We start from the raw sequence: 16,245 nt of genomic DNA, 5'->3' as shown, positions 1-16,245 counted from the left end.
ACATGCGCCCCCAATTTCTACTTTCCCTTGCCGCCGCCGCAGTGATGATGCTGTCGCTGGCCGGCTGTTCCGATGACCCCGCCCCGGCGGCCGAAACCCCTAAGCTTCCGCCGGGCATCGTCAAGCCCGAAGGCAACCTGAAGCGCACGCTCAAGGTGGTGCCGGTTACCGCGTCCCCGTTCAGCGAGATGCTGCGCGTGGCGGGCCGTATCGACTTCGACGAACAGCGCGTTTCGCGCATCGGCGCCAGCGTGACCGGGCGCGTGACAGACCTTTATGCCGTGCTCGGCCAGGAGGTCAAGGCCGGCCAGGTGCTGGCGCGCCTGCACAGCAGCGAACTGGGCGCCGCGCAGATGGCCTTCCTGAAGGCCGAAGCGCAGAACACGCTGCAGGCCCGCAACGCGGAGCGCGCGCGGCAACTGTTCGCCGCCGATGTGATCGGCCGTGCGGAACTGCAGCGCCGCGAAAGCGAGTACGCGATTGCCGCCGCCGAGATGCGCGCGTATCGCGATCAACTGCGCGTGCTGGGTATGTCTGCCGCGGCGATTTCGGCGCTGGCGAAGAACGGCAGCATCGATTCGTATTCGCCGGTGTTCTCCAGCATCAGCGGCACGGTGGTGGAGCGCAGCGTGGCGCAGGGCCAGGTGGTGCAGCCTGCCGATGCGCTGTACACGGTGGCCGATCTGTCGCGCGTCTGGGTTGTGGCAGAAGTGCCTGAGCAGCAGGCCGCGCAGGTGGCTGAAGGGCAGAGTGTCGATATCGAGGTGCCGTCGCTGGCCAACAGCAATGGCCGCATCACGGGCAAGCTGATCTACGTGGGCCGCACCGTGAACCCGCAGTCTCGCACGGTGCTGGTCCGTACCGAACTGGAGAACAAGGAAGGCCGCCTCAAGCCCGCCATGCTGGCCACCATGCTGATTGCGGCCAAGCCCGTTGAGCAACTGGTGGTGCCCGGCTCGGCCGTGGTGCGCGATGGCAACGATGAGCAGGTCTACGTGGAAACCGGAGATGGCCAATTCCGCCTGACCAAGGTGAAGCTGGGTGCCGAGAGCGACGGCATGCGCGTGGTGCAGGGCGGCATCAAGGCCGGTGACCGCGTGGTGGTGGAAGGCGCATTCCACCTCGACAATGAGCGCAAGCGCCTGGAACAGGGGTAAGCGGCCATGATGACATCGCTTGTGGAAGCCGCGATCAAGCAGCGGCTGGTGGTGTGCGTGATTGCGGTGGTGCTGTTCTTCTTCGGTCTGCGCGCGGCGGGAAAGCTGTCTGTCGACGCGTTCCCGGACGTGACCAACGTCCAGGTGCAGATCGCCACGGAGGCAACCGGCCGTTCGCCCGAGGAAGTGGAGCGCTTTGTCACGGTGCCGATCGAGATGTCGATGACGGGCCTGCCCGGACTCGAGGAGATGCGCTCGCTGAACAAGGCGGGCCTGTCGCTGATCACGCTTGTGTTCACGGACAAGACCGACGTCTATTTCGCGCGGCAGCTCGTCATGGAGCGGCTGATCGAGGTGTCCGGCCGCATGCCAGAGGGCGTGACGCCGGTGCTTGGGCCCGTGTCCACGGGCCTGGGCGAGGTCTACCAGTACACGCTGGACCGCGCCGACGATGGCAACCGGGAACTGACGCAGGAGGAACTGTCCGAGCGCCGCATCGTGCAGGACTGGGTGGTGCGGCCGATGCTGCGGTCGATCCCCGGTGTGGCGGAAATCAACTCGCAGGGCGGCTTTGTGCGGCAGTACCAGGCGCTGGTCAACCCGGAGCGGATGCGCCATTACGACATCAACATCCAGCAGGTCTATCAGGCGCTGGCGCGCAACAACGCCAACTCCGGTGGCGGCGTGCTGCCGCACTACGCGGAACAGTACCTGATCCGCGGCGTGGGCCTGGCCAAGGGCGTCGACGACATTGGCAGCATCGTGCTCAAGGAGATCGGCGGTACGCCGGTCTACCTGCGCGATGTGGCGCAGGTGACCATCGGCCATGAGGTCCGGCAGGGTGCGCTGGTCAAGAACGGTGAGACCGAGGCCGTGGGCGGCATCGTGATGATGATGCGCGGCGGCAATGCCAAGGAAGTGGTGAGCCGCGTCAAGGCGCGTGTGGCGGAGATCAACGAGCGCGGCATGCTGCCGGGCAAGCTGCAGATCGTGCCGTACTACGACCGTAGCGAACTGGTGGATTCCGCACTGTGGACCGTCACCAAGGTGCTGCTGGAAGGCGTGGTGCTGGTAGTGATCGTGCTGTTCCTGTTCCTGGGCGACGTGCGTTCATCGGTGATCGTGCTGGCCACGCTGGTGCTGACGCCATTGCTGACGTTCATGGTGATGAACCAGGTGGGGCTATCGGCCAACCTGATGTCGCTGGGCGGGCTGGCCATCGCCATCGGGCTGATGGTGGATGGATCGGTGGTGGTGGTCGAAAACGCGTTCGAACGGCTTGGCCACGCGGACAAGACCGGCATGACGCGCACGCAGGTGCTGGTCAAGGCCGTGCAGGAAGTGGCCACGCCGGTGATCGTGGGTGTGGGCATCATCATCCTGGTGTTCCTGCCGCTGATGACGCTCTCCGGCATGGAAGGCAAGATGTTCGCGCCGCTGGCATTCACGATCTCGATTGCGCTGGCGATCTCGCTGTTCCTGTCGCTGACGCTGTCGCCGGTGCTGTCGTCGTACCTGCTCAAGGGTGGCGCCGAACATGACACGCGCATCATTGCGTTCATGAAGCGCTACTACCTGCGCATGCTGCACTGGGCGCTGGCCAACAGCAGGAAGACCGTGCTGTCGGCGGTGGGGGTGTTCGTTGCCACGCTGATGATCGTGCCGTTGCTTGGTACCTCGTTCATTCCGGAAATGAAGGAAGGATCGATCGTGCCGGCCATCGACCGCGTGCCGAACATCTCGCTGGAGGAATCGATCAAGCTCGAGAAGGAGGCCAACAAGCTGGTGCTGCAGGTGCCGGGCGTGAAGTCCGTGGTGTCTGGCGTGGGCCGTGGCGAAAGCCCGGCCGACCCGCAGGGCCAGAACGAATCGACGCCGATCGCCAGCCTCAAGGATCGCGACGAGTGGCCGGACGGATGGACCCAGGACGATATCGCCAACGCCATCCGCGACAAGCTCAAGGCCATTCCGGGCGTGCAGATCGTGATGGCGCAGCCGATCTCGGATCGCGTGGACGAAATGGTCAGCGGCGTGCGTTCTGACGTGGCTGTGAAAATCTTCGGCGACGATCTGGACAAGTTGCGCGACCTGGCTGGCCAGATCGCGCGCGTGGCGGGCGGCATCCAGGGGTCGCAGGACATCCGTATCGAACGGATATCGGGCCAGCAGTACCTGTCGATCGAGATCGACCGTCAGGCGATTGCGCGCTACGGGCTGAACGTTTCCGACATCCACGACATCATCGAGATCGCCATCGGCGGCAAGCGCGCCACGGATATCTTCGAGGGCGAGCGCCGCTTTGCGGCGGCCGTGCGCCTGCCAGAGGAATTCCGCAGCAACGTGCAGGAGATTCGCCAGTTGCTGGTGTCGGCGCCAGACGGCGTTCAGGTGCCGCTGCAGAGCGTGGCAAAGATCGAGGTCACCGACGGCCCCGCGCAGATCAGCCGCGAAATGGCCAAGCGCCGCGTGGTGGTGATGATCAACGTGAAGGATCGGGACCTTGGCGGCTTCGTGGCCGAACTGCAGGCAGCCACCGAGAGCAAGGTCAAGCTGCCCGAAGGCTATTACTTCGAGTGGGGCGGCCAGTTCCAGAACATGGAGCGCGCAATGGGCCACCTGAAGATCATCGTGCCGATCACGATCGCCGCGATCTTTTTCCTGCTGTTCCTGCTGTTCAACTCGCTGCGCTATGCCACGCTGATCATCACGGTGCTGCCGTTTGCATCGATCGGCGGCATCATCGGGCTGTTCGTCACGGGCGAGTACCTGTCCGTGCCGGCGTCGGTGGGCTTTATCGCGCTGTGGGGCATGGCGGTGCTGAACGGCGTGGTGCTGGTGTCGTACATCCGCACGTTGCGCGAATCCGGCATGTCACTGCGCAACGCGGTGGTGCGTGGCGCCACGCAGCGGTTCCGCCCGGTGATGATGACCGCGACGATTGCGATGCTGGGCCTGGTGCCGTTCCTGTTCTCGACGGGGCCGGGCTCGGAGGTGCAGCGCCCGCTGGCGGTGGTGGTGATCGGTGGCCTGATCACGTCGACGCTGCTGACGCTGGTCATGGTGCCCACGCTGTATCGCTGGTTCGATGACCGCAAACCGGAGCCGCGCGACATGTCGGTGTAAGGCAACCTTGAATTTCCAAGCCAGTACAATGGCGACCGGCCGGTATGCAACGCGCGTGCCGGCCGTTTTGTTTGGAGTTCACACCATGATGACCCAAGTGCGCCGCATGCTGGCGGCGCTTGCAGTGACCACGCTACCGATGGCGGCGATGGCCGCGCCGCCCGCATCCCCGGCCGAGGCGCCCGTCAATATCGAACTGGGCCAGCGCGGCGGCAAGCCCGAAGCGCCTGAGGCGCCCGTCGCCTGCATGAACGCGGTCAAGGCCGCGATGCCGAATCCCGACCAGTTCCACTGGATGCGCGGCACCACCCGCCGCGTGGCCGAGGACGTCTACAGCGTGGTTGGCAACATTGAATATGTCGACAAGTCCGGGCAGGCCCGCAAGGGCGATGCCCAGTGCGACGTGATGCGCGCCCCGGGCAACCAGTTCATCGTGCCGAAGGTGCGACTGCCCCAGTAGCCTGTTCATCGGCGCCCGCTTCGGCGGCGGGCTCTTGCTGGCCGCCTGCGTCCGCTCAGGGCTGCCTACGCGCGATCCAGTTCGCTGCTGTTCCACCACGCTTCCAGCAGCGGCTGAAAGCGGTCGTCGGGCGCGGGCGGTACGCGCGTGCTCTTGCGCGCCGCCGGGAGTTGACGGCCGGTGAGCTGGTAAAAGACGGCCGCGGGCAACGTGCCGGGACCGTAGGGCACGTGATCGACCACGCTCATCTGGCGCGCTGCCTTCAGCGCGCGCGTGGTTTCCTCGGGGGAGAGACCACACGCGTCGGCAAGCGCATCACGGCGCAGCGGGCCGTGGCGCTGCAGGCCCTCGATCAGCATATGCACGCATTCGCGCGTATTCCGTTTCATAGCGGGCATTTTCCGTACCTGCCCCGGACTGCACAATCGGGCATGACATTTGTTTGCAATCCTGCACGCGAATCCGTGGCAGTTAGCTGACAGTCACGTGTTTCAGGCGCTGAACGGCGCACATTTTCACCGGCCCCTTGCATCCGCCTCGATACTGTATAAACATACAGTATTCGAGAAAATATGAGGGATGCGCCAATCGTTGCGCGTCCCGGATCAACACCATGACAGTGTCATCGCATGCGATGCCGCCGGCAGCGGCGGCGGACCATGCGCCCCCCATCCCCGTACACCGCGCGTCGGTGAGCGAACTCGAGCACCGCTACCCCGGGCTGTGGCGCGCGGGGCAGCTTGGCCGTGCCGGCCGCCTGCCCGTGTGTCCCACCGGCTATGACGCGCTGACGGCGGAACTGCCAGGCGGCGGCTGGCCCGCCGGCGCCGTGACCGAACTGCTGCTGGCCCAGGACGGCGCGGGCGAGTTGCGCCTGCTGATGCCGGCGCTGCGTACGCTGGCTGCCGCGGGGCGTCGCATCGGTTTCGTCAATCCGCCGTATCTGCCCAATGCGGCAGGACTGGCCGATGGCCGCCTGCCCGCGCGCCAGCTCTATTGGGTGCGCCCGCCGGCCGGCGCGACGATTGCGTCGCGCCGTGCGGACATGCTATGGGCTGCGGAGCAGATGCTGCGCAGTCAGGCGTTCGGCGCGGTGCTGGTCTGGCTGGCTGGCGCGCGTCCGGAGGCGCTGCGGCGTCTGCAGGTGCTGGCGCAGGCCGGCGATACCGTGGTGTGGGTGTTGCGCCCGATCCGTGTGCTGCACGAATCGTCGCCTGCCACGCTGCGGCTGGCGTTGTCGCCGTTGCCCGGCAATCTGCTGTCGATCGTCTTTCACAAGCGGCGCGGCCCCGCACGCGACACGCCGTTGCTGCTGCCGCTGGAAGGCATGGCCCATGTGCCGCGGAGCGCGGGTGCGCCTGCGGTGCCCACACCTGCCGTCCCGGCAGGCGCCGATCATCATGTTCCCGATGCTTCCGACTTGCTGGATCGCGGTGCACCTGCCGCGCCTGCCGCTGGACGCGCTGCAGCCGAACTGGCCTGAGCCTGCCGGTGCGCAGCCCGTCAACGCCACCGCTACCGCCACCGCCACGTTGCAACGGGCGCTGCCGGTGGCGGTAGTGGAGCATGAGCGCGTGGTGCTGGCCAATGCGCCAGCCATGGCGCTGGGTGTGTGCCATGGCATGCGGCGCGGTGGCGTGCAGGCGTTGTCAGCGGACGTGGTGCAGCTTGACCGCGATCTTGCGGCAGAGGCCGCGTTGATGACATCGGCCGCACTGACGCTGCTGCATTTCACGCCGGCCGTGACGATCGATCCGGAACCCGAATCGGCCACGGTGATGCTCGACGTGACCGCCAGCCTGCGCCTGTTCGGTGGTCATCGCGCGTTGTGCCGGGCGATTCGCGCACGCGTGCGGCAACTGGGCACGTTCGCACAGATCGGCTGTGGCACCACGGCGCAGGGTGCCGCGTGGCTTGCACGCCAGCCGTTGCGCAAGACATCGCACGGCATCGTCAGGCCCGCGCGCCGGGCGGTACAGGCTGCACGCATGATGCGCCTGCTGGACCGGCTGCCCGTTGATTGCCTGCATGTGCTGGCCGATCCGGAATGGCTGGAAGGCATCGGCTGCCGCACGCTGGGACAGGTGCGCCGTCTGCCGCGCGCAGGGCTGTCGCGCCGTATCGGCACGGAACTGCTGGCGCGGCTAGACCAGGCCTATGGCCAGGCGCCGGCCGGTTTCTCATGGTTCGAAGCCCCGCCGATGTTTGCGCAGCGCATGGAGTTGCCGGGCCGCGTGGAGTCCGCCGACGGCGTGCTGGCCGGTGCGCAGCGGCTGCTGCTGGCGCTGTCGGGCTGGCTGGCCGTGCAGCAGGCCGGCGTGACGCGCTGCGTGCTGGTGCTCGAACATGAACGCTATCGGCTGGGCGAAGACACCGACAGCACGCCGGTGCCGCTTGGGCTGGCGCAACCGAGCCGCGATCCCGTGCACCTGTCGAAGCTGCTGCGCGAAAAGCTCGACAAGATCCGCTTCCATGCGCCTGTCGGCGGCCTCGCGCTGCGTGTGGAGGCGATGGAAACCTGCGTGCCGCAAAGCGATTCGCTGTTTCCGGAGCCCGGTGCCGAACCCGCCGAACTGGGCCGGCTGCTCGATACGCTGGTGGCGCGGCTCGGGCGCGACAACGTGCTGCAGCCGCATCCGCTGGCCGATCATCGGCCCGAGTGTGCCAATCGGTGGATGCCCATCGACGAGAAGCCGCCACGTGGCACCGCAACCGGCACGGTGCCTCCCGAGCGGCCGCTGTGGCTGCTGGAAGCACCGCTGCCGCTGCGCGTGCAGAAGCATCGCCCCGTTCATGACGGCCCGCTGGTGATGCTGACGCGCCCCGAGCGCATCGAGGCCGGCTGGTGGGACGGCGGTCTGGCCACGCGCGATTACTTCATCGCGGAGCGTGGCGACGGGTTGCGCTGCTGGGTCTATCGCGAGCGCCCGGGGCGCCCCACGCGTGACGGGCAGGAGGACGGCGGCGAATACCGCTGGTTCCTGCATGGTCTGTTTGCCTGAAGGATTTGCCCGTGTTGCCCGGCCTGTCTTCGCTGTTGCCGTCGCTGCCCGACTATGTCGAGCTGCACTGCATTTCCAATTTCACGTTCCTGAACGGCGCCTCGCATCCGCAGGAACTGATCGCGCGTGCTTTCCAGCTTGGCTACAGCGGGCTGGCGCTGACCGACGAATGCTCGGTGGCCGGCACCGCGCGCGCGCATCATGCAATCAAGGTGCTGCGTGAGGACATGTGGGAAGCGGTGGCGCGCAGCGCCCGGCACCTGGCTGCGGGACAGGCGGCTGGCGACATCGACGAGATTGAGGAGCTGCCGGCGTTTGATCTCGAGGAGGACGACGAGGATGCGCTGTCGCCCGATGATTTCGACGACGACCCGGACCCGGAAGCGGACAGGGACCCGGATGCCGCCGCGCGCCGCCACCGCATGCTCGAAGCGCGCGCCGCCGCTGCCGATGCGTTCAACCTGGTTATCGGCAGCCGCTTCGTGCTGACGACGGCGCCGGCGGATACAACGCCGCCGCTGCGGCTGGTGCTGCTGGCGAAGAATCGCGAAGGCTTCGGCAATCTGAGCGAGTTCATCACGCTGGGCCGCACGCGCGCCGAGAAGGGCAGCTATCTGCTGTATCCGTCCGACATCGCCGATCCGCAGCCTGCGCAGGCCCATCTGTACGGCATGCCCGATTGCCTGGCGATCCTGCTGCCCGATTACTGCGCGGACATCGATACCCTGCGCGCGCAGGCGCACTGGTGCCGCGCAACGTTCGGCGATCGTGCGTGGATGGCGCTGGAACTGCTGCAAGGCCATGCCGAAGCATTGCATCGATCGCGCCTGCAGGCGGTTTCGGCCGAGACCGGCGTGCCGCTGGTGGCGGCCGGCGCGGTCAATATGCATGTGCGCTCGCGCAAGCCGCTGGCCGATGTGCTGACCGCGATCCGCATTGGCCAGCCGTTGCCCGCTTGCGGCATGGCCCTTGCCCCGAATGCCGAGGCACATCTGCGTATGCGGCAGGTGCTGTCGCGGCTCTATCCGCGCGAGGCGCTGGCGCAGACGCTGAAGATCGCGGACCAGTGCCGCTTTTCGCTCGACACGCTGCGCTACGAGTATCCCGAGGAACTCGTGCCCGACGGCGAAACGCCAATCAGCTATCTGCGCCGCGAGGTAGAGCGCGGCATCACCGAACGGTTTCCGCATGGCATGGAACCCGAATGGGAAGCGCAGCTCAAGGGCGAACTCGAACTGATCGAGGAGAAGCACTACGAGCCGTTCTTCCTGACCGTGCACGATATCGTCCGCTTTGCGCGTGAGCGCGGCATCCTGTGCCAGGGGCGCGGATCGGCAGCCAACTCACTGGTCTGCTACTGCCTTCATATCACCGAGGTCAGCCCGGAACAGGCCAACCTGTTGTTTGGCCGGTTCCTGTCGCGCGAGCGTGACGAACCGCCCGATATCGATGTTGATTTCGAGCACCAGCGGCGCGAGGAGGTCATCCAGTACATCTATGGCAAGTACGGGCGCCATCGCGCCGCGCTGGCCGCGTCGCTGATTACATACCGCTCGCGCAGCGCATTGCGCGACGTGGGGCGTGCGCTCGGCATCGACGCCAGCGTGGTGGAGCAGGTGGTCAAGGGGCAGGCGTGGTGGGATGGCGGGGCGGCCTTCATCGAGCGCATCTCGCGTTACGGGCTGGACCCCGATTCGGTCACCGTGCAGCAATGGGCCAGCCTGACCGAGCAGCTACGCGGCTTTCCCCGGCATCTGTCCCAACACGTGGGCGGCTTCGTGATTGCGCGGCACAAGCTGTCGCGGCTCGTGCCGATCGAGAACGCGGCGATGGAAAACCGCAGCGTGATCCAGTGGGACAAGGACGATCTCGAATCGCTGGGCCTGTTGAAGGTGGATGTGCTCGCGCTGGGCATGCTGACTGCGATCCGCCGCGCGCTGACAATGGTCCCGAATCCCGAGCCCGAGCGGGCCGGGCTGCCTACGCGCATGGAGGACCTGCCCGAAACCGACGACCACACCTACGAGATGATCTGCAAGGCCGACACGGTCGGCGTCTTCCAGATCGAATCGCGCGCGCAGCAGTCGATGCTGCCGCGGCTGCAACCGCGCCAGTACTACGACCTCGTGGTCGAAGTGGCCATCGTGCGGCCGGGGCCGATCCAGGGCGGCATGGTGCATCCATACCTGAAGCGGCGCGAAGCGTTGCGTCTCACCGGCAAGCTGCCAACCTACTTCAACGACGTGATCCGCCGCGTGCTGGGCCGCACGCTGGGCGTGCCGATCTTCCAGGAGCAGGTGATGCAGTTGGCGATCGACGCAGCCGGCTTCACGCCGGGGCAGGCCGATCAATTGCGGCGTTCGATGGCGGCATGGCGTCGTCGTGGCGATCTCAAGAAGCACCAGGACGCGCTGGTGCGCGCGCTGACCACGCGCGGCTATCCCGAATCGTTCGCGCTGGCCATCTGCAAGCAGATCGAGGGGTTTGGCGAGTATGGCTTTCCGGAAAGCCACGCGGCCAGCTTCGCCAAGCTCGTTTACGTCAGTGCCTGGATCAAGTGCCACTACCCCGATGCGTTCCTGTGCGCGCTGCTCAACAGCCAGCCAATGGGCTTCTATTCGCCATCGCAACTGGTGCAGGATGCGCGTCGCCACGGCGTGATGGCGCAGCCGGTGGACGTGACGATCAGCAACTGGGAGAGCACGCTGGAACCGCAGCGGCCTGGCCAGCGTTTCCGCGACGTGCGACTGGGTATGAATCGCGTGAAAGGCATGCGCGAGGACGCCGCGCTGCGGATTGAAGCGGCACGCATGGCCCGTCCGTTCGACAGCGTGGAGGACCTTGCGCGCCGCGCGGCGCTGGACCGGCACGATATCGACGTGCTGGCCGCGGCCGATGCGCTGGTATCGCTCGCAGGGCATCGCCGCCAGGCACGCTGGCACGCGCGCGGCGCCGCGGTGCAGACCGCGCATCGCGACCTGCTGCACGATGCCCCGCCGCAGGAGCAGGCATTGGAGTTGCCCGAACCAAGGATCGGCGAGGACGTGGCCGCCGACTACGCCAGCCTGGGTCTATCGCTGAAATGCCATCCGCTGACGCTGCTGCGCCGCAGGCTCAGCGCGCTCCGGTTCGTCACGGCGCAGCAGCTTGCACGCTGCGCCAATGGCCGCCGCGTGCGCGCCTGCGGCATCGTGACCGTGCGCCAACGGCCATCGACGGCCAGCGGCACGATCTTCACGTCGATCGAAGATGAAACCGGCGCCGTCAACGTGATCATCTGGCCGGACCTGGTGGAGCGTCAGCGCAAGGAAGTACTAGGCGCCACGCTGCTCGGCGTGATCGGCACGTGGCAACGACAGGGCGAGGTCAAGCACCTGGTGGCGGATGAACTGGTGGACTTGAGTTCGTTACTGGGCAGGTTGTTGGTGGGGAGTCGGGATTTTCATTGAGGGGGTTGGGCGATGCCATTGGTTTCCGCCCCTCTCCCATTTATGGAGAGGGGCGGGGGAGAGGACCGGCGCCTGACGTGCCAATCACGCCTACCGAATCGACGCCATACACTGTCAACGGCTCGCGCGTGTACTCCGTCCTGTAGGTACTGCGCTGATCCAATGCCGCTGCACATCCCATGAATACATCTAGCGCCGGCACTAGCAAAATCAGGAACAGCATTGACCAACCAGAACACTTGGCCAACGACAGCTTTCGCCGCAACAACAAGAACACCGCGAGGGTTACAGAAACCCAGAGTGCCGCGTATATCGTTAATGCTGCGATAGCAACCGCGCCGAGGTCGCCCACGGCCGCTTTGCTTGTCTGCGGTAGCAGGCAAAGCAACGCGGCAAACCTCGCTCGCTTCATCTGTGCCAGGATGATTCTCATGTGGCGCTCAAACTTGATCGTCATAGCCCACCAGTTGCCACTGCACGGGATTACTCACCCAATCCGGGCCCAGCCAGCGGTCAAGCAGCGCGAACAGGCGCGGCCGCGCGAAGATATACACGGGCATCGTCTTGCCCTTGCTGAAATAGAAGGTGGCGTCGAGGTATGGGGCGCCACTCTCCCTTAACGCCCGCCATAGGCCCGACTCCGGACAACGCTCGCCGGTGTTCACGCATGTGCCCAGCGCCGCCCTGGGCGGTGGCGGCAGGGCCAGGCCAAGGGCAGGATCGAGATTCCTGCCCTTGGCCAGCTTTTCCATCAACGCTTCCGAGGGCTGCTCGGGAATCTGCTCCTGCTCCTTCTGCCATTGGAACGTGCCGTCCCAGGGAGGGAGTTCGGCCGGCGGCAGCGGAACGATCTGGTCGATGTCGGGGAGCTTGGGGTTGTAAGACTCGTTTTTGACGAGAAAACGCCAGATCTGCTCGTAGCGTTCTGCGCGCTCAGGATCGTTTGGAAGAGCGAGGTAGTTGAGTTCGTCGGAGGGGGGAGGCGCCTTGAATGCATGCTTCAAGTAGTACGCTGACGTACTGTGGCCCGCAGCCGCCCCTAACTGAAAAGCCTGTACCGCTTCTTGATAATGCTTGTCATTTTGAAGGTCCACGCCAAGCGTATTGGCCGCTTTCCCATGCCCTTGCTCTGCCGCACAGCGCCGCATCTGGCGTGCAATGTCCGGTGCCATGGACGCCGGTGCCAGCATCTCGCCAACGTAGTACTGCGCATCGGGGTTTCCCATGTCCGCCGCCTTACGGATATAGCGAAGCGCCATGTCCTCGTTCTGCTTGAAGCCGTAACCGAGTTTCAGATAATGGCCGACGTCGTAGTACCCCATTGGCACGTCCTGCTCCACCAGTTGCGTGGCCCAGTCGATCGACTCACGCATCGCATAGGGCGATTTGGTCTTTCCCCGCGACACCAGCAGCTGCGCGTTGTGGTTAGCTTGGTAGTGGCCATGCGCGGCGGCAATGCGGTAGTACCGCACGATTTCATCAAAGTCTTTCGGCCCCTTGCGTTTCTGCAGGTAGCGGCCGTATTGGAACAGTTGATCGGCCTCCGGATCGAGCGGTGGCAGGTGATCAGCTTCGCGGACACATGTGAACGCGAGGTTGGCGCGTACCTCGGCAAGGTCTGGCAACTTGGGCAACGGATTCTCCTTGGAACAGCCGGTCAAGGAAAATCCGGCCAGAAGGCCTATCGCAACAACTCTACGCACGCTACGCATCGTCATATCCCACCAGTTGCCACTGCACGGGATTACTCACCCAATCCGGGCCCAGCCAGCGGTCAAGCAGCGCGAACAGGCGCGGCCGCGCGAAGACATACACGGGCATCGTGTTGCCCTTGCTGAAATATATGGGGGCGTCGGGGTATGGGGCGCCACTTTCTCCTAAAACCCGCCAAAGGCCCGACTCCGGACAACGCTCGCCGGTGCTCACGCATGTGCCAAGCGCCGCCTTGGGCGGTGGCGGCAGGGGCAGACCCGAAGCGGGGTCAAGGCCCTTGTCCCGGCTCAATCGGCGGATCAGTTCGTCGGACGGCTTCTCTGGCGGCACCGCCTCTGCCTGCTCCTTCTCCCATTGGAACGTGCCGTCCCACGTGGGGAGCTTGGCGGGGGGCAGCGGGACGATCTGGTCGATGTCCGGGACCTTGGGGTTGCCGCCTTCGTTGCGGATCAGGAATTCCCAGATTGCCTTGTAGCGCTGTGAGCGTTCGGGGTCGTAGGGTAGTGCGAGATAGTGGATTCTGTTGGACTCTGGAGGTCCATTGAAACCCTTCCCAAGTAATGAGGCAGACATCGAGTTACCCGCCATCGTACCCTTCTGAAATGCCTTTACGGCTTCGGGGAAGTGCTCCAGCACCGAATGATTGACTCCCAATGTCGAAGCGGCTTCCCCATGGCCTTGCGCAGTCGCACACTCGCGCATCTGCTTGGCAATATCGGGAGCCTTGTCCAGCGGAGCGAGCAGGTTGCCAACGTAGAACTGCGCTTCCGCGCTTCCCAGATCTGCCGCCTTGCGGAAATAGCGCAGCGCCATCTCCTTGTCCTGCTTCAGTCCATAGCCAATGTTCAGGTAGAAGCCGATATCGTAGTAGCCGGACGGTACCCCGGCATCGATTAACTGGCTCGCTAGCTCGATGCTCTCCTTCTGTGGAAGCGGCGATGACGCTTGGCCTTGCGACACCAGGAGTTGCAGATTGCGGTTGGCCTTGTAGTGGCCGTGTGCAGCCGCGATCCGGTAATAGCGGGCCGCCTCGTCGTAGTCGTTTTGGCTCTGACGCTTCTGCAGGTGGCGGGCGTACAGGAACAGCCCGTCGGCTTCGGGGTCAAGTGGTGGCAGATGGTCGGCCTCGTGGACACAGGTGAAAGCCAGATTGGCCCGGACGGTAGCCAAATCAGGAACGGTTCGAACGGTTCGCATCGGCTTTTCCTCGGTACAGCCGGTCAAGGAAGATCCGACCAGAAGGCATAGCGCAACACCTCTACGCACGCTACGCATCGCCATACCCAACCAGTTGCCACTGCACGGAAAAACTCACCCAATCCGGGCCCAGCCAGCGGTCAAGCAGCGCGAACAGGCGCGGCCGCGCGAAGATATACATGGGCATCGTCTTGCCCTTGGTGAAATAGAAGGTGGCGTCGGGGTATGGGGCGCCACTTTCTCCTAGAACCCGCCAGAGGCCCGACTCCGGACAACGCTCGCCGGTGTTCACGCATGTGCCCAGCGCCGCCCTGGGCGGTGGCGGCAGCGCCAGGCCGGTCGCAGGGTCGAGGCCCTTGTCCCGGCACAATCGATTGATCAGTTCGTCGGACGGTTTCTCTGGCGGCGCCGCCTCTGCCTGCTCCTTCTCCCATTGAAACGTGCCGTCCCACGGTGGGAGTTTGGCGGGGGGAAGCGGTACGATCTGATCGATGTCCGGGACCTTGGGATTGCGGCCTTCGTTGCGGACCAGGAATTTCCAGATTGCGTCATAGCGTTGTGAGCGCTCGGGGTCGTAGGGGAGTGCGAGGTAGTCGAGTTTGTTCGATGGAAGCGGGCCGTTGAAGCCGTCATTCAATGCGTACGCCGACATCGAGTTACCCGACGTAACGCCTTTCTGGAATGCCTCCAGCGCTTCGGGGAAGTGCTCCAGTACCGAGTGATTGATTGCCAATGTCGAAGCGGCTTCTCCATGACCCTGTTCAGTCGCGCATTGCCGCATCTGCTCGGCAATGTCGGGAGCCTTGTCCAGCGGAGCGAGCAGGTTGCCAACGTAGAACTGCGCCTCCGCGCTCCCCAAGTCCGCCGCCTTGCGGAAGTAGCGAAGTGCCATCTCCTTGTCCTGCTTCAGTCCATAGCCAATGTTCAGGTAGAAGCCGATATCGTAGTAGCCAGACGGTATGCCCGCATCAATCAACTGGCTTGCCAGCTCGATGCTCTCCTTCTGCGGCAGCGGCGATGATGCCTGGCCCTGCGACACTAGTAGTTGCAAATTGTGATTGGCCTTGTAGTGACCATGCGCGGCCGCTATCCGGTAATAGCGAGCCACTTCGTCGTAGTCCTTCGGCCCCTGAAGCCTCTGCAGATGACGGGCATATTTGAACAACTCGTCGGCTACGGGGTCCAGCGGCGGCAAATGGTCAGCTTCGTAGACGCAGGTAAAGGCAAGATTGGCGCGGACGGCAGCCAGATCAGGAACGGTTCGCATCGGTTTTTCCTCGGTACAGGCGACCAACGATGTGGCCGCCAGTAATAGAGCTAGTGAAGTGCGCATGGGTCAATCCCGGATTGTTCGCTTTGGATCATCGCGGCGGAATTCAATCAGCGAGGACTCCGGAGCCAGTCCATTGGCTCGGTTCCGCGCATTCCGCGAGATGATCTTCCCCCAAGCCTCAAACGCCCTCGCCGGATCATCCTGCGCCCCCCTCCCATTCGTATGGATCCCCCACAACCGCCTGCGCAGCGGCTGCGTCGATGCGGCATGCTCGTGGCAGATGTTCAGTTCGCTGTCGGCTGCCATGCTGCGCGTGTTGATATTGGCCGACCCCAACGTCGTGAACACGTCGTCGACGATCATCAGCTTCGAGTGGATATAGACGTCCTGCCATTTGCCCGGCGGCGAGTCTGGCGCCACCAGCGTGCAGATATGGACCTTCAGCCCCGGGATCTCCACCGCCACGACCTCTGGTGGCTCCTTCATCTGCGCCTGAAGTTCGGCCTGTCGTCGTTTTGACTGCTCAAGCTTGTCTTGCGCCTTGGCAAGCATGGTCCGGACCGCTTCATTGTCGACATGCTGCTGGAGCTCGTGCGCACCGCGGATCGCTTCGTTCGCCTGCCGCTGCTGCGCAACCGCTTCCTTGTGCTGTGCCTTCAGCTCAGCCTGACGGAGATCCGCGCGTTCCAGTTTCGCCACCCCGATGATGGTTTCGGCGCGTCCCAGAGAATCGAGCATCCGGTAGGTGTTGACGGTGCCATCGCCCATGCCTTCATCGCTGGAGTTGGTCACCACGAAGAGGTAGATGCAGCCGTGCTTGCCTGCATCACGCCCATTTTTGAACTGCACTTCCGCAGCCTCCTTGATCTTC

The 16,245-nt window shown here is 64.6% G+C and carries 12 protein-coding genes; 6 read left to right on the top strand and 6 right to left on the bottom strand.

Going from position 1 to position 16,245, the window contains the following annotated elements:
- Positions 1-2 precede the first annotated feature (2 nt).
- The 3 genes from B552_RS0100060 (at position 3) to B552_RS0100050 (ending at position 4,740) form a co-directional block, all read left to right on the top strand.
- Positions 3-1,157: an efflux RND transporter periplasmic adaptor subunit gene (locus B552_RS0100060; protein ID WP_019446936.1), complete on the top strand. Its 1,155-nt coding sequence runs from the start codon at positions 3-5 to the stop codon at positions 1,155-1,157.
- A 6-nt stretch (positions 1,158-1,163) separates the two neighbouring features.
- Positions 1,164-4,280, top strand: coding sequence for an efflux RND transporter permease subunit (locus B552_RS0100055; RefSeq protein ID WP_019446935.1), 3,117 nt, complete (start codon positions 1,164-1,166; stop codon positions 4,278-4,280).
- A gap of 85 nt (positions 4,281-4,365) precedes the next feature.
- Positions 4,366-4,740: a DUF2880 domain-containing protein gene (locus tag B552_RS0100050; RefSeq protein ID WP_026035138.1), complete on the top strand. Its 375-nt coding sequence runs from the start codon at positions 4,366-4,368 to the stop codon at positions 4,738-4,740.
- A 65-nt stretch (positions 4,741-4,805) separates the two neighbouring features.
- On the opposite strand, the gene B552_RS0100045 is transcribed toward B552_RS0100050, so the two are convergent.
- Entirely contained in the window at positions 4,806-5,129 is a 324-nt protein-coding gene (locus B552_RS0100045) for a hypothetical protein (RefSeq protein WP_019446933.1), read from the bottom strand.
- 224 nt (positions 5,130-5,353) lie between these two features.
- Between B552_RS0100045 and imuA the strand changes: the two genes are divergently transcribed.
- The 3 genes from imuA to B552_RS0100030 are packed head-to-tail and all read left to right on the top strand — an operon-like array spanning position 5,354 to position 11,191.
- Positions 5,354-6,223, top strand: coding sequence for a translesion DNA synthesis-associated protein ImuA (gene imuA, locus B552_RS0100040; protein ID WP_019446932.1), 870 nt, complete (start codon positions 5,354-5,356; stop codon positions 6,221-6,223).
- A complete protein-coding gene (locus tag B552_RS0100035) occupies positions 6,141-7,742 on the top strand; it encodes a DNA polymerase Y family protein (protein ID WP_019446931.1) in 1,602 nt (533 codons plus the stop codon). Before imuA ends, B552_RS0100035 begins: the two co-directional genes overlap by 83 nt.
- A gap of 11 nt (positions 7,743-7,753) precedes the next feature.
- Positions 7,754-11,191 (top strand): error-prone DNA polymerase, encoded by a 3,438-nt coding sequence (locus tag B552_RS0100030; RefSeq protein ID WP_019446930.1) that lies wholly within the window; start codon positions 7,754-7,756, stop codon positions 11,189-11,191.
- Positions 11,192-11,231: 40 nt separating this feature from the next.
- On the opposite strand, the gene B552_RS0100025 is transcribed toward B552_RS0100030, so the two are convergent.
- The 5 genes from B552_RS0100025 to B552_RS0100005 form a co-directional block, all read right to left on the bottom strand.
- A complete protein-coding gene (locus tag B552_RS0100025) occupies positions 11,232-11,648 on the bottom strand; it encodes a hypothetical protein (protein WP_019446929.1) in 417 nt (138 codons plus the stop codon).
- Positions 11,632-12,825, bottom strand: coding sequence for a sel1 repeat family protein (locus B552_RS0100020; RefSeq protein WP_019446928.1), 1,194 nt, complete (start codon positions 12,823-12,825; stop codon positions 11,632-11,634). The genes B552_RS0100025 and B552_RS0100020 overlap by 17 nt, the downstream gene beginning before the upstream one ends.
- Positions 12,826-12,895: 70 nt before the next feature.
- A complete protein-coding gene (locus B552_RS0100015; RefSeq protein ID WP_035879194.1) occupies positions 12,896-14,101 on the bottom strand; it encodes a sel1 repeat family protein in 1,206 nt (401 codons plus the stop codon).
- A gap of 70 nt (positions 14,102-14,171) precedes the next feature.
- On the bottom strand, positions 14,172-15,368 hold the full coding sequence (locus tag B552_RS0100010; RefSeq protein ID WP_019446926.1) for a sel1 repeat family protein: 1,197 nt from the start codon (positions 15,366-15,368) through the stop codon (positions 14,172-14,174).
- A 69-nt stretch (positions 15,369-15,437) separates the two neighbouring features.
- On the bottom strand, positions 15,438-16,245 hold an 808-nt coding region (locus B552_RS0100005), incomplete at its 5' end, for a phospholipase D-like domain-containing protein (RefSeq protein ID WP_019446925.1).

Origin of the sequence: Cupriavidus sp. BIS7 (assembly GCF_000292345.1) — a bacterium.
Lineage (GTDB): Bacteria > Pseudomonadota > Gammaproteobacteria > Burkholderiales > Burkholderiaceae > Cupriavidus.
Note: the sequence above shows the minus strand (reverse complement) of the source record. Positions and strands in the feature narration are given on the sequence as shown.